This is a genomic window from Flavivirga algicola (genome assembly GCF_012910715.1).
Taxonomy (GTDB): domain Bacteria; phylum Bacteroidota; class Bacteroidia; order Flavobacteriales; family Flavobacteriaceae; genus Flavivirga; species Flavivirga algicola.
This window is the reverse complement of sequence record NZ_JABBHF010000007.1, coordinates 21,310-43,464: the sequence shown is the minus strand read 5'-3', so window position 1 is coordinate 43,464 and position 22,155 is coordinate 21,310. Positions and strand designations below refer to the sequence as shown.

General features: G+C 34.1%; 9 protein-coding genes. All 9 read right to left on the bottom strand.

What is annotated here, in order from left to right; all coding sequences use genetic code 11:
• Positions 1-176: 176 nt before the first annotated feature.
• Positions 177-1,751, bottom strand: a complete 1,575-nt coding sequence (locus HHX25_RS12800) for a sulfatase family protein (RefSeq protein ID WP_169674082.1) — start codon at positions 1,749-1,751, stop codon at positions 177-179.
• 2 nt (positions 1,752-1,753) lie between these two features.
• The gene (locus HHX25_RS12795) at positions 1,754-3,304 is read right to left on the bottom strand and encodes a DUF4955 domain-containing protein (RefSeq protein WP_169674079.1); all 1,551 of its coding nucleotides are present in this window, start codon (positions 3,302-3,304) and stop codon (positions 1,754-1,756) included.
• 22 nt (positions 3,305-3,326) lie between these two features.
• Entirely contained in the window at positions 3,327-7,313 is a 3,987-nt protein-coding gene (locus HHX25_RS12790; protein WP_169674076.1) for an FG-GAP-like repeat-containing protein, read from the bottom strand.
• Positions 7,314-7,319: 6 nt separating this feature from the next.
• Positions 7,320-9,014: a DUF4955 domain-containing protein gene (locus HHX25_RS12785; protein ID WP_169674073.1), complete on the bottom strand. Its 1,695-nt coding sequence runs from the start codon at positions 9,012-9,014 to the stop codon at positions 7,320-7,322.
• A 717-nt stretch (positions 9,015-9,731) separates the two neighbouring features.
• A complete protein-coding gene (locus HHX25_RS12780; RefSeq protein WP_169674071.1) occupies positions 9,732-10,955 on the bottom strand; it encodes a glycoside hydrolase family 88 protein in 1,224 nt (407 codons plus the stop codon).
• A 171-nt stretch (positions 10,956-11,126) separates the two neighbouring features.
• Entirely contained in the window at positions 11,127-12,839 is a 1,713-nt protein-coding gene (locus tag HHX25_RS12775; protein WP_169674068.1) for a RagB/SusD family nutrient uptake outer membrane protein, read from the bottom strand.
• An 11-nt stretch (positions 12,840-12,850) separates the two neighbouring features.
• Positions 12,851-15,943 (bottom strand): SusC/RagA family TonB-linked outer membrane protein, encoded by a 3,093-nt coding sequence (locus HHX25_RS12770; protein ID WP_169674064.1) that lies wholly within the window; start codon positions 15,941-15,943, stop codon positions 12,851-12,853.
• A gap of 468 nt (positions 15,944-16,411) precedes the next feature.
• Positions 16,412-20,494, bottom strand: coding sequence for a hybrid sensor histidine kinase/response regulator transcription factor (locus HHX25_RS12765; RefSeq protein ID WP_169674061.1), 4,083 nt, complete (start codon positions 20,492-20,494; stop codon positions 16,412-16,414).
• A gap of 253 nt (positions 20,495-20,747) precedes the next feature.
• Positions 20,748-22,154, bottom strand: coding sequence for a TolC family protein (locus HHX25_RS12760; RefSeq protein WP_169674058.1), 1,407 nt, complete (start codon positions 22,152-22,154; stop codon positions 20,748-20,750).
• Position 22,155 lies beyond the last annotated feature (1 nt).

Below are 22,155 nucleotides of genomic sequence, written 5' to 3'. Positions count from 1 at the left end.
TCATCTTTTATATTGGGACATAGAAAGAAAATACATTTTTATTTCTCAAAATATGAGATTATATATCAAGCCCATCATCTTTGAATAATCTTACCTATAGTTAAAAATTAGTTATGTACTTTATCTAAAGCGAAGTAAATCTTGTATAAACTTAAAGTTAAGTAATTCGCGTTATTTTAAATTTCTGTATATGGAATAATACTACTGTATCTTTTATCCTGATACCAGGGATCGTTTGTTTTTTTAAGAAGTTTAGCCAGCTCTAATAATAAATCTTTTGAAATTTCGGGTTTTTCTTCGATATCTATTTTATTTAACTGATAAGGATCAACCTGGTTATCATATAAAAAGGCCTCTTCAATGCTCGTAGCACCTTGTACATCCCATTGCTTTTTATTTTCTTTTAAACACAATGAGTATCTATTAGTTAGAACACCTCTTGAATTCCCCAACATCAATAGAACCGCTTTAGGTTTCTGTACATTGTTATTTTTTTCATTAAGAAGTAGGGATGAGAAATTAGTACCTTCAATTTCTTTAGGTATTTGATTTCCTATACCAGCTAATCCCATAGTTGTTGGCAATACATCGGGTACACTTAAAAGCAGATCGTTAACTCCGTGTTTTAATCCTTTAGGCCAGTGTATAATAAATGGAATTGCGGTAGATTCTAATTCTATCTCATTTTTACCTTTTTTACCATGACTCCCGAGCATTTCCCCATGATCTGAACTAAAAATCACTATCGTATTATTCAATTCACCTAACTTTTCCAATTCATCTAAAACCAAACCAATATAGTAATCGGAACTTGTTATATTTGCAAAATAATGCCTTACATAAGTTGCCACTTCTTTATCGGCATTTTCTCGAACCAATAAGCTATCATTGATCTCAGGAAATTTATCTATATCATAATGCTTTCTTAAAGTGGCCATATCTGTATTTTTGTCATCCCATGGGTTGTGGGGCGGGTTCATAGACCATATCATACAAAAAGGTTTGTTTTTATCCCTTTGACTTCTTGTATTTCTTAAATAGTCAATTATGATTTGTGATTCATTTTTTGGTGAAAATGTTTTTGGTAAATGTAACTCGCCATCCTTTTTACCCCCGATAGCTTCTGAATCATTAGAATAAATATGTGGATTGAAATGTTGATCCTTAATTGCCTGATAAAAGTATTCAATCCCATGACGCGTTTTTCCTGGTGGTATATATGTATCGTACTTATTTATACGATAGCCTCCAGGAGCTTCTACAGAACCTACATAAGTTCCATCTTCATCAAATAGCGGATCATTTTTTAACCAATGGCATTTACCGATATAAGAAGTATTATATCCAGCATTTAAAAACAAATCGGGAATGGTTGCTATATTATCCTTCAAACTATGGGTTCTTCCTACTTTACAATTGTTCCAAATGCCATTTTGTTCTGGGTACATACCCGACATCAACATACCTCGATAGGGGCTACAAAGTGGGTAGTTACTAACTGCTTGTGTAAAAACCACACCATTTTTAGCCAACTTGTCTATATTTGGTGTTATTACAGGATCTGGTTTACCTATAACATGCTGTTTGTAAGGAGGCTCTGCCCAAAATCCCGCACTGTATCTTCTGAGTTGGTCTGGGAATATAATTAAAACATTGGGTTTCTTTTCGTCTTTAGTAAGTTTCGTTATTTTCTCCTGACAATTAAAAAAGAATAAACTTAAAATAATTAAAATCCTTGTTTTGCGCCCCATTTTTACTTCTTTTTTATATTCATTATCCATTTGGGAAGACTTCCAAGCCTTAATTCTAATTGTGCCTCGAACAAAGATTCTGGGGCAACCGGGGCTCCAAGGCTTTCTAAAATTTGAACCTCGTCTTTTTTAAATGTGGTTCCTGCGCCGTGAAACCCTACAATAATCGGAGGCGAAATTCGCCAGAACCACGTATCTGTTGCCACAAATCGAAAATTTTCTTCTGATTTGTCTATTTCATTAAAATTCCAGAGAACTAGATACCTACCATGATTAGGCAAATTAAATCTAGCCCCTCCCGCTCTACCTTGAAAAAAGCCTCCTTCTACTTTATCGAAAAGCGTATAACGAGGTTGTGATGCGTGAGACTCAAATGATGTGTGCGCAGGATAGTTAGATCGCCATATTACAGTTCCCGATGTAAAACCATCGACTCCAAAAGCATGATGCATTCCTGATTTATCTGTACAATTCGCAATTAAAATATTAGTTGAACGTGATGCGTGTACAGAGCTATGACCAAAGTTCCCTTCTATAGTAATGCTTAGAGCTGTGGAATTCGCTGATTGAGAAAAACTTGCGGCGTTACTGATATTCTTGAATGTACAATTTCTAATCCAAGAATTAACAGCTCTGGTAATTTTTAAAATACTCCACCCGCCATCATCCTGAGCAGACCTATGATGCACGAACTTTTTTATCCAGTTTCCTTCAAATGTTAAATTCTCAAACCCCACATGGTCTATATGTGCAAAACTATGTACTTCCCAATTATGCCTTGCCTTGATATCATAATGTATTGGGGCAACCGTTTCAATAGTATCTCCATTAACAGAGGCTATTTGGTGATACTCATTTACCCTAACACCCTTTTCTAAAATGGAAGTCCATCCTTTTTCTGGCTCTAATCCACCCAAATCGTAATGCACCAATTCCTTATCATTGTTTAAAACTTTTAAAATAACCCAATCCCCTTTTTTAATCTTAGATGCATCACTCAGTTTTATTTTATGAGATTCTCTTCTAGAATTTGAAATAACCTTGGACAAAAAAGAATTTTCTCTTAAACTTTTGGCTTGAATTGCATAAGGACAAGTCCATAACTTTTTTGGGTTGGCAGGTGGTAAATCTTGATTAAAAAATAAAATTGTATTTTTTTGGTCTTCTCCCCTAAATACTATATTTGATGATGCAATTGCTATAATACTTTGGTCATCGTCACTAGTATTGATATCATATTTTCCTTTTGGGAAATAGATTATGCCATTGCCATTTTTTGTTGCTGCCTTTATTGCTTTTTTAATTGCATTTTTGTCTGAAACCTCATCATTAGGCTTAGCTCCATAATTGGTAACGTCGAATATTTTATAATCCACATGAGGAATTTCTACCTCACTATGTTTATAACCTGCATAAGAGAAATCGGGTAGTGTGGGTTCGGAATGATCCTTTTTTGCTTGTTTAAAGTTTTCCCATAAAGTGGTTTCTTGTGATTTACAGTTCCATATTGAGCATGAAACAACTAAAATTAATATAGATAATCTTAAACGCATACTTATTTATTAAATTAATGAGCTATCTTTTAACAAAGAGCTTAGCATCATTATTGATTCTTAATAGATAAACACCATTTACTAAAACATTAGAAAAAGTGAGTCTGGTATTTTTTGTGTTATCATCATGATATATACTTTCTATTGAAATTGAACTTCCTTTCAAATCAAACACCTGAAAAACATCTGATACTTTTGTATTGGCAACATACAATGTGTTTTTATTCGTGGGGTTTGGATACATTATATAATCTGCCCCTTCTTCTTTTCCATTGGTTTTGCCTTCAAAATACCGTACACCAAACTCATAGGCATCGACTCCAATTTGTTCTCCAATAAGCCTTCCAGGAATATCGTCTGCTGGCGGGTGGATGCCTCCCCAAATTCTTGATAAGCTACATTGGTCTGACGCATCTCTATAAGTTGCCCACTGCAATTTAACATCGACACTCGGGCCTTCTTCAAAGACCAAAAACTCATTTTTCCTTGCAATAAACTCGCCATAACCTCCAGGAAAAAATGCATCACCCGTTAATAGGGTCATAACCTCTGCTGCAGCTCTGGAATATGTGGAATGCCCAGATACAAATCCAGCAAATGGAGGTGTAATAAAGCTTGGTCGTTGATAAGGCCACCAGTTTTCGGCTAAAATCCAACCAACACCTGCATTATCGGATTCCGGGTTACCTATATAATCGTGACCTCTCCATGTATATAATTTTATTTTTCCAAGATGTTCAGAGTTATTCCCTACTAGGGGGTCATTTTCTTCCACAACCTCTATATAGCCTTCTTTTAAAGGGATTCCCGCTACGTTATAATTATCTTGCTCAGAATCACTACTCTGCCCTAATTCAGCCATATAACGTATAGCTGAAATGGGTCTTACATAATCATACCATCCTTTTATACCCCAGGCCGCGATAGCTGCATCATGCATGGTGCCTCCCATTATAAAATATGATTTCACATCCCACTCCAGTGCATCTAAAATATCTCCCTTTCCATTCAGTTTTTTTGTAAACAAACTATGATCACTTACATAATTTAGCAAAGTAAACCAATGTCCTGGGGGTGTTTCAGAATCGGGTCCGTCTGCCCAAAACTCGGCTAAAACCCTTGCATAATCTCCTCTGGGTACTAGTTGTTCTTGGTAAGGAGCTCCTGTATGCGGATTTACAGAATGTCCTATTGAAATATCACCTCCTTCTATTTCATCATAAAAATTGGGGTATTCTACATAATTAGACGGGAAGCTATTTACATCTATGTTACCAATTGATTTTGGGGAGATATCCCAAATTACATTATCCAATGGATCTAAATGCGCTCCCCAAATAGATACTAAAGAAAAACCCCATTTATAAGCATTACTTGAAGCATCATTAGATACCTCATTTAGTTGTGGAGGTGCATCGGGATTATGGTAAATGCTATAATCATCTCCATCTCGGGAAAAAATCTTCTTATCGCCCTCTTGTAATGAAAAAGGATTAACAGTTCCCCATTCTGGACTCAAAAAATCGGGTGTTGTAGCATTAACCAAATTTCCGCTTTGGTCTATAAATTGCTCCAAACTTAGCGGTTGCCATCTGTTAGGGTCTGTAATGTTATTATTTCCTGGAACAATTGGAGCCAGAGGCGCATTAATTGGCAAATAAAACGAATTATCGTAACGTCTTGTTTCCCTTGATCCGTCAACCAGACCATAATCTATGATTGTTTGTGCTATAAAGTTTCCCAAAGCTGAAGGACTTCCATTAGAATAATCTATCGAGGCATCGTTAACATCAAATCCTAGATTGTTCATTATCGAATCAAATATTTCATAGGTTTCTTCCTTATTGGGAGAGTTTTTAAACCTATGGTTCAATAAACGATACATGGCATAACTTATCGTTTTATTTCTATTTTCTTCAATATTTTCACCTGTCTCAAAACCATCAAACACACTATTAAAACCGTGTACTTGATTTCCAATCAAATAGGGTTTGGCCTTTTGATTATAAATTGCCCAGGAGTCGTACATTGCTACACTGGCATGAAAAAGATTTCTAGCATGCACAGTAGGTCGCGCATAATCGTTTCTAATAGCCTGTAGTAAAGCTTCGTTCCAAATTCTTGCTATTGAATGGTTCTGAGATAATGAAAAACCGACATTAAGTCCAATGGTTTGTGATGAGCATTCCGAATTCGACTCAATAACCGAAACTTCTCCCAAAGGTCCAATACCCCACTTAACTGTAATTGAATTTGCCTGTTCTTCAATAATTTCTCCTCCTGTAACCGACCAATTTAGTTCTGAATCTATTGTATCTGGATAAGAATACATTTCGACACTTAAGCTATTTACGTTTGATTTACCTGAAATTACCTTAGATTCCAGATAGGTGCAACTGCCGTCGTTAATAACGGCTTCTGGGTTGTAATTACATGAATTGGGGTCTGTACAGCCTCTAGTCTTGTTTACATCCGGAAGGTCAAGAACCGTATAGCCATTTCCTTCTTCTGCTAGAATATATGTGTCTACATTTAAATTTTCATGGGTTTCTATAAGGCCAGAAGGCCATTGAATCCTTAATTCTAAGATTGAAGTAGCTTCTCCTAGTCCAAAATGAACGGGCAATAGACTTTGTGACAAAAACCCAAGACCTGTATAATACCTATGCAATGTACCTTGGTTTGTGGTAATTGTAAGCCTGGTACCTATGGCATTTCTATTTGATGTAGTACCTTGCAATACTACTTTGAACCAATGGGAGCTGGCTGAAGGCTCCCCGTTAATAATATCATTTTCATAGAAGAAAGACTCTCTATCGGTATTGGTTATAAATAGATCCAAATCACCATCGTTATCATAGTCAAATGGCGTCGATCCTACACTTTTTGTTAGATCTTTTAGGTTTACTTGTTCTGTAATATCTGAAAAGCCCGTGCCTCCTTCTACCAATAAATTTTTAAAATATGCGTTGTATTCGGTTGCACTAAAACCGTTTACTACAAATAGGTCTTCATCGCCATCTAAATCAAAATCGGCAAAATTTACATCCCACGCCCATCCTGTGCTACTTATATTTTCTCCAATGGCTACGTCTATAAACGTGCTATTGCCTTGGTTGGTTAGTAATATATTTTCTCCAATATTGGTTACAAAAAAGTCAAAAAGGCCATCGTTGTTATAGTCATTAACTGAAATCCCCATATCATCACCAAAATTATTAACTCTATAATCACTTGCTCTTTCCTCAAAACTTGTACCTATACTATTTATAAAAAGCTCATTGGGGTCGTTCTTGTCATTTGCAACATATAAATCCATCCACCCATCATCGTTAAAATCAAAAGGCACACTCATATAGGACAATTTGGTATTATCATCTCCAAATTGGTCTGTTACGTTTTCAAACGTGCCATCTCCATTATTAATATAAAAGCTGTTGTTAGTACACGCCCCCCAATCTGAAATGTATATATCTAAAAATCCGTCATTATTAACATCGAACCATGTTGCGCTTGTATTTCTACATGCATTATATTTTTCGAAACCAGCCTCAACAGTTCTTTCAACGAATGTTCCATCTCCTTGGTTATGGAATAGTTGAATTTTAAATGAATGGGTAAAAAATATATCCGGGAATCCATCATTATCATAATCTCCCCACGAAGCACCATATTTTATGCCATCGAGACCTGAAAATAAATCTGCCGTTTCGCTGAAAGGAAACAAGTTAACCAATCCCGAAATTTCGGTAACATCTTCAAACTGGCCGTTACCCTTATTTCTAAACAACCTGCTTTTACTTATCTCTTTACTGTTATTATCTTTTGCTTTGGCCACAACGAATAAATCCAGATCATGATCTCCATCGTAATCTGCTACGGCAACACCATTGTTTTCTGATAGTATTCCCAAGCCAGCATTAACTTCTGATCGATGAAATGTTTGCGCAACGACCTGATTCGTTACAATTAATCCTAAAACAAATTTTAAAATGAGAGAGATTTTCATAAGCGTTTATTTTTTAACAACTTCTTTATACCATTTTTCCCAAGTTTCTAATACTGTATCAATCCAATCTGGCCGTTCGCCCATCCTATAAGTTAGTTGCGCCTCATATAATGATTCTGGCAACACTTTTTTCCCTATACTCTCAACGTAACCTAAACTGGCCTCGTTAAATGTTGTATTAGCACCATGAAAGCCTACAATATAGGGGTTTGAAATTGCAAATCCCCAATAAGGACTTTGAGGGTTATCTTTTCGCGGTTGTAACGACCAATAATTATAATTTGCAACTGCTGGTCCATACTGCTTAAAATTCCATAATGTAAACCCATTTAAATGGTGAGGTTCCATTTTATAGTTTCCGCCATTTCCACTCATATTATAGCCTTCGTAACAGTCATAAAGTGTCTGCCTGGTGCTTCCCGAGTGCAGATCGAATCCTCTTCCTTTTTGAGCATATATACGCCATGCCACATTTCCTGCTGCAAGATGAGAGGCGTCTATACCATGCCATTGTCCTTTATCTGTATCGTCTTTCCACAAACCAACAAAGTTTCTTGTACCAAAGGTCATTTCTACAGATCCGTGACCTTGCTTGCCGTTTAAAACATTCATTATAACGGAAGATGTTATACTGCCCACTATACCCACGGCACTATTAACGTTTGAAAATACACATCTTCTTACCCAACCATTAGATACGTGCGCCATTTTTACGCCTTTCCACCCCCCATCATGGATTTTATTTTTGTGATGTACAAAACTTTCTTGAAAATTGCCAATGAAATGGATATCCTCAAAACCACACGCTTCAATAACTTCGTGAGGTGCTACATACCATCCATATTTCTTTTTTATATCAGTTAATAAAGGTTTTTCTAAAGTTATCGTGTTTTCTTTTATCGATGCTATTTTATGTATTTCGTTTGCCGCTATGCCTTTGCTGTTGATTCTCTCCCATTGTGGCCTTGTTTGTAATGTCCCCATAAAATCGATTATGGATTCTTTATTGTAAGGCATCACCAAAATAATATGTGACTGGCCTGCAAATCGTTTTGCATCTTCAACATATATAGTTTTAGAACCTAATTTAGAGTCTTCTACTATTTTTGATACGTATGGGTAAGGCCTGCTATCTATATTTGTTGAACAAAACGTATCAACATTTAAGTTTTTAGGTTTAAAAGTAAACATGTGAGGGGATGTCCATTTGAACAGAGATTTGTCATGCCTCATATAGTCTTGCATAAAAATCTCGGTTCCATCCAGACCAGCTCCAGCGCCTTTTAAAATTATATTTGAACTGTTTATCTCAAACCCCTTGGTGTGTTCTCCTTTATTGACAACAAATCGTCCTTTAGGAAAGAAAACGACTCCCTTGCCTTTTTTTTCGGCAGCATTTATAGCTTTAGCAATTGCAAAATCGTCAGCAATAGTGTCATTAGCTATCGCTCCAAAAGTCGTCACATCAAAAATTGGATAATTTAATACAGAACTATTGGGTATACCTACTTCTCCAAAAGCATACCCTGCATAAGAATAATCAATTATAGATGTTGGTTTCCCAGTAGATTTTTGAGTCACATAGGACTGCCAAATTTGAGCTTTTTCTTGCGCTTTACAAGATGAAACTAATACAAAAATAATAATAGCCGCACTTATTTTAATTCTTGATATCATTGACGATTTATATCTAAATTTCATTAAAATTACAAGTTTATCTCAACTATTTAATCTTCAAACTAACTTTGATTGGTTTATTTGGCCTTGTCTAAATTATAATTGACTTTGTTCCAACCTAAAAATCCCCAAAAGTTTAGGTTTGAGGACTTTGTTTGTATGCATTAAAATTATCATACTCCATCAATGATTTGCCTCTATTAATTTGTAAAGTTTATTCTGCACGCATACAGCACATCCATCTAATAAGCGATTTTATTAAAATTTATTTTTAATTCCCCATCAAACCATTCCGTATCTACTTCAAAATTACCTCATATTTTTAATCCTTTGTAGTACCTATAGATCAATTTTGGGGCGATACTGGTAAGAAGCAAATAGTTTCATTATGAATCCAAACAACATTTCTTTTATACCCACTATAGTACTAAAGTTTCAGTCAATTTGAAAAATCAAAAACATGCACAATCATTATTAAATATACATGACCATGTGTTATACATTATTTCCATAACCGAATTTCTTAATCCCTCTGTTTTATAAAAAAGTCCTCTTGCGCATTAAATTAGTATATCATATTTTGAAGCTTTAATCACTTTGATTATTTTTTGAGAAATACCATGTTCTCGACAACAACCTATATTTGAAAGATCATTAAAAATACGTGACATTTCAACATGGTCAGTTTTCAAAAATACATGATGACACTACTTACTATCAAAGATAGTTATAAAAATATTTTTATAATTTCCTTAGTCTTACTAAAGATTCCAAGTAATAATAATCAGCATAATTTAAAGGAACATCAATCTCTGCTCCATGCGGTATACTGCCTACGCTATGCTTAAGTAAAAAGTTTCCATTGGTACCTGATTCCACAAAATACGTATCTGTCGACAATGTCTCAATGATATCTTTGGCTTTATCAAGGTATTTCTTATCGGAATATTGACTTAATTCAATTAAAGCTGATGCTACAATTGCTGCTGCCGAAACATCTTTTGGCTCGTTTGGTATATTAGGAGCATTATAATCCCAATAAGGAATATTTTCTTTTGAAATCGTGGGATTACTTAAAATATAATCTGCAATTTTTTTAGCTTGTGTGAGATATTCAGGATTCTTAGTATAACGATAACTAACCGTAAACCCATAAAGCCCCCAAGCCTGACCTCTAGCCCAAGAGGAGTTATGAGCATAACCTTGAGCCGTTTGTTTTGATCTTATCTTCCCAGAAATAGAATCATAATCTACTACATGATACGAACTGTTATTCTCTCTAAAATGATTCTTTAATGTCATATTGGCATGCGAAATAGCTATGTTTTTGTATTTGTCCTCCCCCGTTAATAGAGAGGTTTCGAACAATAGTTCTAGGTTCATCATATTATCAATTATAACAGGATATTGCCAATCTCTTTGTTTTTGCCATCCACTATCCACATCCCATGATTTAATACAACCAACGGCTTCACTAAAACGATCAATTAAAGCGTTTGATGCATCAATTAGGGCTCGTTTATTTTGTTTTGCTTTTGTTAATCGAAATGAATTACCATATGAACACTGAAAAACAAAACCTAAATCGTGACTAGAAGCAAAACGATCATCAAAATTCAACTCTTGAAAATATATAGCTTCTTTTTTCCATTTATCATTATTGGTTAACTCATACATATACCAAAGTGAGCCTGGGAAAAATCCTTCTGTCCAATCAAAACCATTATTTATCCATTTAATTGCATTGTCTTCTAGAGTTCTCGGAATATTATTTGCCTGTCTTGCACTATTAACCAAAAGTTTATAGTTTTCTTCAGCAGCTAAGATTTGGCCTTCTATTGTAAAACCTTTCTCCTTTTGAAACTTCTTTTCTGTTTGGTTTGCTTTTCCTGATTGTATACACCCAACTATTACAATACAGATTAATAATATATAAAAAGAGGGGTTTAATTGTTTAAATTTCATATCAAATTTTAATAGAAGTTTTTCAATAGAGTCATTATGCTTATTTATAGAGTGCGTTAGTTTTTACAACATAGCCAATAAGCTCTCTCTAGTCGATTTTAATTAAAAAAATATTTTAGTAATAAAAGGCACATAATATCTTATGAAAGTATTATGTGCCTTTAAGATGGTTTAGTATCCTGGGTTTTGTCTTAAATTTATATTTTTGTCTATTTCTGATTGCGGAATAGGCATCAAATAAAAATGTGGTAAAAACACCTGAGGTACTGTAGTGCTTACAACAAATGTAGGATCGTAAACTAAATTTGCAGGATCATACTCAGCCTCATATGGATCTGGAACTGGTGTTGTTCTAGTTATTTTCATACCATGAAATTGTTTACCATTTAACACATCTTCAGCTATTCTCCATCTAATCAAATCGTACCAACGATGTGTTTCAAAAGCCAACTCAATTTTTCTTTCTTGACGAATTCTTTCTCGCATTTCATCTTTATCCAAACCAGCCGGGATATCTGGCATATTCACACTTGGCCTGCTTCTAATTTCATTAATTGCGTCATGTACACTTTGGTCTGGACCCGAATCTTCATTTTTAGCTTCGGCATAGTTTAGCAGGACCTCTCCAAATCTTATGTGTTTGAAAGAGGTTTTACTGGCACCTCTATCTGGATCTAGCCCTAATGACGGATCCATGAATTTTTTAAGATAATAACCCGTCTGTGTATCGTTACCATCGTTTGGATTCCTCAATCCATCTCTACCAATAATAAATTCGATATCCAATCTATCGATACCCGTTTTTGGTGTTAAACCAAATGGATTACCGTGAAAACCTATTGAAGCAGCAAATCTAGGGTCTCTATTTGCATATGGATCATTAGGATCGTAAATAGATAGTGGATCGGTAATAGGCAATCCATCAGTAGTTTCATAAGAATCTACAAACTCTTGTGTTGGGTTAGTTTGACCTCCCGCTTCACTTCTATATCCCAGTGGCCAGTTCCATTTATCTGCTCCATGCGCAAAGGTTCCTACCTCAACACGTACTTCGAAAAGTATCTCTGGATCATCTCCATACGATCTAAACAATGCATTATAATCTGGAGATAATTCCATACCTGCATCTATAACTCTTTTAGAAAGCATGGCAGATTGTGCCCATCTTTCCGCATATAACATAGCTCTTCCATTTAGAGCCCAAGCTCCCTCTTTATTAGCTCTATCTCTTGAAGCACCATCATTAACAGACGGCAAATCGTTGGCAGCAGCTTCTAACTCCGAAAAAATAAAATCGTAAACCTCGTCTGCGGTATTACGAGATACTAATAAATCGTCATCTATTCCTTGCGGCGCTGTAATTAAAGGGACTCCACCATATCGTCTCACCAATTCGAAATAAAGCATCGCTCTTAACCATCTGGCCTCTGCACTCATTTGACTTACGAATGATTCTTCTAAACTTGAATCCTTTAGTCCTTCTATCATGGTACTACACTCTCTTATACCTCTATAGCAATTTCTCCAAAAATTAGGTTCTAAGCCTCTATTATCTGTTGGAGATATATTCCCTGGCGCAACATTTCTATTCGCGCCTACCCAACCACTTTTTGCCCTGGCTTCATCTGTAATAGATGCCATCTGAAAAGTGTTATTGTAAAGGCGATTAGAAGGTCCATCACTTCCTATTGAACCAATTCCTCTCATATAATCTACTCCTGTATATGAATAGAGCGTATAAAGGAATGCTTCTACCAATCCTTCATCTGAAAAAACAGCATCAGAGCTAATCCCAGATTTATTTTCTACATCAAGATCGTCATGACAACCTACCATTGAAAATAATAGGCAAAAAACGAATATTAATATGTTTATCTTTCTCATTATTGTTTATTTTAAAAGGTTATGTTAACACCAAATGTAGTAGACTTCATTTGCGGATAATATGGTCTTTCCGTTGAAGGACCTTCAGGATCTACATCTTTTACATTGGTTAAAGTAAATAGGTTTGTACTCGATAAATGAAGTCTAACACTATCAATTCCTACAGATTTTAGTGCTGTATCTGGTAACGTATAAGACAACTGTACATTTCTTAGTCTAAAATATGTCACATCATTTAACCAAAAGCTAGACCTTAAACTATTATTAGCTGTGCCTCCAACGGTTAACCGTGGAAATCTTGCACCTTCATTACCAGGTCTCCAAGAATCGACCAGTGCTGCTCTGGAATTAGATTCTACTGAAAAAGGCACATACTCAATGTATCTAGTAAAACCTGTTGCTCCTTGAAAATTAGCTACAAGCCCAAACCCTTTGTATTGCATATTTAAATTGAAACCAAATACGACTTCAGGAAGATCACTTTTACCAATAATCGTTCTGTCATCCCCATCAATAACACCATCTTCATTAATATCTTTATATTTTATGTCTCCTGGGAAAAGCGTCGAATTTGGATTCACTTCATCTTGGTCTTGTCTTGGAGAATTGTCCAATTCTTCTCTAGATTGGAATAAGCCAAGCGAAACCAAACCACGTTCTACTCCTATTGGTTGCCCAGTAAGCTTGTACCATTCGTTAACATTTTCGGCTTCAGCTATATTAACAACTTCACTAGTTGAGTAAGTAATATTAGCAGATGTAGTTAAGCTAAAATCCCCAAAATTATCAGAATATCTAACTTCAGCTTCTATACCATTGTTTTTAGTTTCACCAATATTTTCATCTGGTAAAATTCCAGCAAAAGTATCTGGCGTGTCACCTCCAGCATCAATTAAAATATCCTTTGTGTCTTTAGTAAAGTAATCAAACTCTACACCTATTTTATTATTTAAAAGACCTAATTCAAATCCAATATTAGTCCCTATGGCTTCTTCCCATGTTATAAATGGGTTTTGAAGCACCGACTCACTTATACCCGTTCGGGTAGTACCTCCTACTGCAGAAACAGACGGTTCTATACTATATAGAGATAGGAATTGAAAATCGTTAATCCTATCATTTCCAAATTTACCCCATGAAGCTCTTAATTTTAAGTTACTAACTACGCCATCCTGAGGGAAAAAATCTTCTCTAGAAATTCTCCATCCAGCACTAACAGCTGGAAAGAAACCAAATCGATCAGATTTAGCAAATCGGTGCGAACCATCATATCTAAAATTAGCCTGTAACAAGTACTTACCTGCTCTATCATAGTTCACTCTACCAACATAACCTATTCTAGCTTGCTCCCTTGCCGATCCGCTATTCGATGCATTCTCTTCAGAACCTGCGATGAATTGATCAATCGTTGTCCCCAAGAACCCATCTCTAAATGCTCCTAGGTTACTCGATGTTATTTCCACCTGCTCATATAAAAATAATGCACCAATTTTATTTTTTCCAAATTCTTTATCATAACCTAAACTAAATTGAGCTGTCCTTTGATTCCAGGTTCCTCTATTTTCGGTTAACGATGGAGATGGCGCACTTTCTGCAACACTGAAACCTGCACTCACTGGTTGGTAATATGTAAATGGTGTTTTAAAGGCTCTTCTGTTGTTGAAAGATGCATCATAAGAATATCTTGCCTTTGCAAAAAGTCCTTCTAACCAAGGAAACTCATACTTAAGGTTTAGTGCGCTTTGAAATACATTATTCCTTCTTACATATCTTCCTGAATGATTTGCTCGACCTATTGCAGAATCAATTTTTCCATCAAAACCTAGGTCATCAACTTCACCGTCTCCGTCACCATCAACATAAGGGGCAAATGTTGGGATACCATTACCAACAGCTGCAAATATGGCCCATGTAGCAAAACTTGTCCTATCTGGATCATCATTCAAACCAGCAAAAGCACTATTGGTTGTTTCTTCTAATCTACCAGTTAAATCTAAACCAATAGTTAAGTTTTCTCCAATTTTTGTATCAATGTTTGAACGAATACTATATGATTTAAAACCAGAACTTTTATACAGTCCTTCTTGATCTAAATGTCCAAAAGACAGAAAATAGCCTGTTTTTTCATTTCCACCATCAATTGTTAGGTTGTGTTGTAATATAGGGGCGTTATTTTGAATAACCTCATCATACCAATTTGTATCAGGTGTTAACCCATTTCTTATATCCTCAATATCCTGAGGCGAAAACCTTAAACCTGATGGATCTAAATTAGGGTTAGAGTTCAACTGAGCCTCATTAAAATGCGTAGCAAACTGTAAAGAATTCATCATTTGTGGAGAATTCAATATCGTTTGTATCCCATAACTCGTTGAAAAGTTAAAGGTTGCTTTACGATCTCCTCCTCTTTTTGTTGTTACTAAAATAACACCATTCGCAGCTCTTGCACCATATATAGCTGCTGATGCTGCATCCTTTAACACAGTAATACTTTCAATTTCATTAGGATTAATTCTTCCTAAAGGTCTTTCTACACCATCAACAATAATAAGAGCGCCATTATTATTTAATGTACTGGTACCTCTTACTCTAATTGTTGTATTATCGAAACCAGGTAATCCTGTTTGCTGAGAAGTAACAACACCTGTTAATTTACCTGAAAGCCCTGCCGAGAGATTAGCCATTGGGGCCACTGTTAATGATTCTCCTTTCACTGTTGATACAGATCCTGTTAAATCAGATTTTTTTCGGGCACCATACCCTATAACTACTAACTCATCTAATTGTTCTACATCGGCAATCAAGGTTACCGTAATCGTTGTACTATTACCCAGTACGACTCTTTGTGTCTTATATCCCAAATATGAAAAGACCAATGTATTTCCTGAGGAAGCATTTATTTTAAATTTTCCGTCAAAATCTGATACTGCTCCTTTATTTGTTCCTTCTACTATAATATTCACCCCAGGTATTCCGACATTGTTTTCATCTAAAACACTACCAGAAACACTTTGCTCTTGGGCCAATACGACATGGGTACAAAATAGATAGAGTATTGCAACAAAACAATACCATCTAGTCGATTTAGTAATTCTTTTTTTCATTTTTAAATTTTAGTTTGTTAATAATATGGTAAAGCTACAGCACGGCTCTATTCGTCTTAGGGGAATATCAGAAAAAAAAGAAGGGGGAAATCGTTCATACACTTTTGAAGCTACATGCTATTTCAAAAAAAAGTGGTGTGTTATACAACACACCACTTTTCAACTAAACTAACTCAAATATAAACTAACTACTATTCACTTTAAAACTAAGTACAAACAAACCTTAAGGCGGTTTTACATCAGAATTATTGGATTCTAATTATAGTATAAATTTATCTCAAATTTCACAAATAAAGGGAGTAATTCCGTTCTTTTAGCATGTACTTATTGTTCAAGACACTGAACAAAACGTATCATGCAAGCGCGCTCTTTTAATTTGCTATTTAAAGTAAAATACCTTTTGAAGATTTCTTAAACTTATTTAAGAATATAGATTATTAGTATTTTTAAATAATAAAACAACAGTTTTTAAGGCTCTATTGTTTTTTCAAGGTGCCTATTTCTAGTAACTGTAGGTGTTTCATTAAAAAGTTCTTTGAAACATTTTCTAAAATATTTAAGATCATTAAACCCAACTTCATAAGCTATTTGAGAAACATTCATTTTAGTTTCAATCAACATTTGTTTTGCTATTTTTAACCGAATACCTCTTATGAATTCTGAAACAGATTGATCTACCAAAGCTTTAAGCTTTCTATACAATACTGGTCGACTCATTCCCATTAAACTTGTAAATACAGATACATTAAAATCTGGATTTGTAATGTTATTCTCTACTATTTTTATCGCTTTTTGCAAAAACTTCTCATCTTCTGAAGTAATATTTAGTGCCTCAGGTTCTAAAATAATATCTTTCTTAAATTTAGAAATAATATTCTTTCTATTTTCTAATAAATTAAATATTCTGAGCTTTAAAACATCTACATCGAATGGTTTTGTTATATATATATCTGCTCCAATTTTATAACCTGTTTTTTTGTATTGGTCTGAAGTCTTAGCAGTAAGCAATACAACTGGAATATGACTAGTTATAATTTCGGACTTTACTTTATGGCATAATTCGAAACCGTCCATAATTGGCATCATAACATCACTAACAATAACATCAACCTCTTCTTTTTGAGCCATTTCAATGGCTTCTTGCCCATTTGCTGCTTCAAATATGTTATAGTTTTTAGAAAAAATACTTTTAATATAACTTCTAACTTCGGTATTGTCTTCAACTATCAAAATCGTTTCACGGGATTTGTCAATTGGCTCTATGTTAGTTTCTGACTCTAGTGATATTTTGAGTAGTTCTTGCTTTACAAAAGGAGCCCCACTAACAATTTGCATTTCTTCATTGATATCTGTGGATTCTAACCGTTCGTTTTTCAAAAGGTGCCCTTTGCCCAATGGCAAATAAACACTAAAACAAGTGCCATCCTTTTTAGAACTTTTCACTACAATTTCACCTTTGTGCAGCTCTACAAGTCTCTTTGTAAGTGATAGCCCCAAGCCACTACCCGTATATAGGTTTTTATGATCTAATCTATAAAACCTATCGAAAATCAAATTGATTTTTTCTTTTGGAATCACATTATCGAAATTAATAATATCGATTTTAACGGCTTTATTTGAATCGAGACTATGTTTTTTTGATGTTACCGAAGTACGAACTATAATTTTCTGATTCTCACTTGAGTATTTAAATGCGTTAGACAGTAAATTAAATAGTATTTTCCTTAATTTGGAATCATCAAACCATACTTTAATAGTATCCTTTTCTGAGATAAATTGAAAATCAATATTTTTTTGCTGTGCCAATTCATCAAATGAAAGCTTTGTTTGTTGAATAAAAGGAACAATATTATTTTTTGATGCAAATAGCCTAGCTTTACCAGATTCGCTTTTTCTAAAGTCTAACAGCTCGCTAGTAAGTTGCAACAAAACATTTGTATTTATTTTAATGGTATCTAATTTTCTTTTGTATTCTGGATTTTCTTCTTCAATATTCGATTTCAACAATTGTTCAACAGGCCCCAAAATGAGTGTAAGCGGTGTTCTAAACTCATGTGATATCTCTGTAAAAAGTTGGAGCTTTAATTTGTTCACCTCTTCAATTTGTTCTTTTTCAAGTCTTTCCCTTTTAAGTTCATTTCTAGCAATAATTCTAGCTTTAATCAACTTTCTTATAAAATAAAATAGTAATGCTCCCAAAGACAAGTATATAAGGTACGCCCACCATGTTTTCCAAGGTGCTGGCAATATGATTACCTTTATCTCATTTGGTTCACTCCATGAATTAGGGTCTATGGAATTTTTAACTTTAAAAACATAAGTTCCATGACTTAAATTGGTATAGTTTGCACTTGTATTATTTCCGATAAAGTTCCAATCAGCATCAAAGCCTTCAAGCATGTAAGCATAATTATTACTATCTGGATTAGAAAAGTTAATAGCAACAAAATCAAATTTAAAATCATTTTGATCGTACTTTAATTTTATTTCTTTTATTGAATCGGTAATTCTTAAGAAAGGTTTGTTTCTAACACTAACTGAATATATATCCAAGTTAGGAATAAAATCTTCGTCGATTATATTATTAGGGTTAAAATAATTTAACCCATTTACCCCCCCAAACATTAATTCACCAGAAGATGTTTTAAGAAATGCTCCATAATTGAACTCGTTGCTCTGAAGCCCTTCGGACACATAAAAATTCCTAAAAGCCAATTTTTTAACATCAAACTTACTAAGCCCATTATTGGTACTAATCCATAAATTATCATTTTTATCTGGCAAAATACCATATATTATTTCGCTTGGAAGCCCTTCATTAGTTCCAAAATGTTCCGATTTGTTTAATTTAAGACTGTATCTATAAAGCCCCTTGCCTTCTGTCCCTATCCAATAATTATCATTTTCATCTTTATATATACAATTTGCCTGTATAGGAAATCCATATTCACTTTTCGTATTATTAAAATCAACTAGTTTTATAATTTTTGAGTTAATATCAATGTTACCAATACCTCCAGCCCCTCCAAAAAGTAGCACATTTGGGTTATCGGATTGTTTAATGAATATTACAGATTTAATTGGACTTTTAAACCTAGTTAATGAAGCTTCCTTCGAATTGTAAAAAATAACACCTGCCGTCAACGTTCCAATCCATAAATTTTTATTACTATCCTCCATCATAGTAGTAATTTTATAATCTTTAAGATTAATCCCTTTAGGCGATTTATCTTCAAGGTTATAAAACTTTAAAGGCCTTAAATTAGGATTGACATAATTAACCCCTCCATCATGCGTACCAATCCATAAATTATCGTTAGAGCCTTTGGATATATGCTTAATGTTATTTGAACTTAAACTAAAACGATTTGCGGGATCGCTCATAAAATATTCTACTTTTCCCGTTCTTTTATCATACAAATTAATACCTCCTCCCTCTGTACCAATCCATATTTTTTTATCCGTACCTTCTACTATAGAGCTAATTACCTTATAATTTAAACCTTTATTGTTTAGACTTGAAGAAACACTTTTGAAATTATCATGGTCTTTATCAAAAAAGTTTATACCCCCAGCCCAGGTACCAATCCACACGCCTCCATTGGAGTCTATTAAAATTTTATATATTGAGTTTTGACTTAAACTCTTATCATTGTTTTCGTCATGCACATAGTGTTTAAGAGTTCCTGCTTTACGGTTAAGTATATAAAGTCCGTTATAACTTCCTATCCAGATATTTCCAAAATTGTCCTCACTTATACTCCTCACAGGTTTATCAATGATTCTTGATGCGTTTAAATGATAGTTCACAAAAGCATTGGAAGCTTTATCTAAAATTGCAAGCCCCCCTTCGTATCCCAACCAAACATTCTGGTTGCTATCTATAAATATGGATGGCGAATTGTTTACATGTGCATTTGTTATGGTTCCTTTAGGATAATCATATTGTCTGAAACTTTTATTCTGAGCATTATAAACGTCTACACTTTCAATATTGCAAATCCAAAATTCATTTTCTTCTGAAGAAAAAAAACTTCTAACTCTATTATCTGAAATGGAATTTACATTATTACTTTCATGCTTTAAATAAGATATTTTGTTTGTTTTTATTTCTATTTTATTAATTCCATCGTTTGTAGCAACCCAAATAAAATCATCATCTAACTGTGTAATATCCCAAATTTCGTTATCTGAGATTGTATTTTCATTTAGTGAATACTTATATCTTATAAAATTATCTCCAATGGGGTTATACTTATTCAGCCCTTGTTTGGTTCCTACCCACAAATTCCCCATAGTATCTTCATAGATCGAACTAATCCAGCTATAACTTAAACTTGTAGAATCTTGTGAATTATGTCTATATTGAACAAAGCTTTTTCCATCAAACTTATTTAATCCATCCCTGGTTCCAAACCACAAATATCCTTTTTTGTCTTGAAAAATGGATGTTACCGATCTTTGAGACAGCCCTTCTTTAGAAGAAAAGTGTTCGAATTTTAAATCATTTGACGTCTTATGTATAGCTTGACCAACTAACAAATTAGACATACATATGAACAAGAATATATAATGATTCTTTATCATAATATTAAAATATACTAAAAAATATGTGTGAAATTAACTTTAATTCCACAATATAGGTAAAGTTTCTGATAATTATCACGATGTTTATTAATAATTGGATTTATTAAAACCATATATAACTTTTGAGATCAGAAATTTATAAATACATTTTTTAGTAATTTATTTTGAGCAATATTTTTATCGAACAGTCCATATACACAAGGGAAGAAAAGAACATTTAGTTAACAGGTACCAAAGGACTTATCCCAAGTGTATTGAAAAATCGAATACTGGATTCAAGTCGTTTTATCACAATGTTGTTTTCTTTTAATTGAGCATCTATCAAACTACGTTCTCGTGAATTGATAAGAAACAAAGAACTCTCTCCCAAAAAGAATTTACGTTCTTCACCCTTTAGCAAAGTTTTGTAATTAGCAACAACATTATTTACAATAACTTGCTGTTTATCCAAAGATGTTATCTCACTATTAATAGCATTAATTTTATTTTTGATGGTAAGCACCTGTGATGCCCTTTCATAATCAACATCTTGCAGTTTTAATTTGGCAAGCTTTAAATCACCACGTTCTTTGCGCAGAAAAAGAGGTACACTAAAGTTTACAAAGGCCTTATAGTTAGACGTGTTAAAATTTCCCAACGACTCATAATCTTCAGATAAAAAATTATACTGCAGATCAAGTTTTGGCAATAGTTTATTCATTTTTAAATTCCTATCTACTTTCAATGCTCCAATCTTATTATCTAACGATCTTAATTTTGGATGTTGTTCTAAGAGCAATGAATCTATTCGGTTTTGCTGTATCATTAATGTCATATTTAAATCATCTGCAGAAGGCCTAATAGGGAAAATGTTTTCTTCAATCTCAACAGGCACCCCTTCAATCCACAAGTAATTACTTGCTTTTAAAGCTGCTTTTATACGTTTAAGTTTAGCTGCTTCAAAACTCAACTGTCTATTTTGCAAAGCTATTTTTGCTTCTACCGAATCTATGGATGCGGCCTGACCTGTTTCCACACTTCGTTTCACAGCCAAAAAACGAATATTGGTATTTGTTAAAAAATTTGAAAATATACGTTCTTCATTAGCTGCCTCCAGCCATTCTGTATAGGCCATTCCTGCCTCAAATAATACATTATTAACCAACAAATCCCTATCTGCTTTCGATTGCTCTCTAAAAAATCGTGCTTTTTTAAGTGAAGCCATTCTGTCATTAATTAGTAATCCTTGGGCAAGAGACACCGAAACGCCTGCACTATACAAACCATCATCAGGCACAGATAAATCCGGGTTCAAAAAATCTCCTGAATTTTGCTCAAAATTAGCCTTAAACTCAACACCATACCAGGTAGGTATTTTAAAAGTAGTATTCAGTTCATTATAATACTCTGTGTTCTTGAACTTTTTTCGATTGAAATCGACTTCTATTTTTGGATCAAACCCGCCTCTAGACCTTAAAAGGTTAGCCTCTCCAATATTTAAAGTTAAATTAGCCTGCTTCACCAAAGGATGATGCTGTTTTACATAACCCATATATTCCTGAAAAGATAAGGAGTCTGTTAAAGTACCTTGAGCTACTATAAAAAGACTAAAAAAATAGATACAACTGTTAAAGAAAATTTTCATG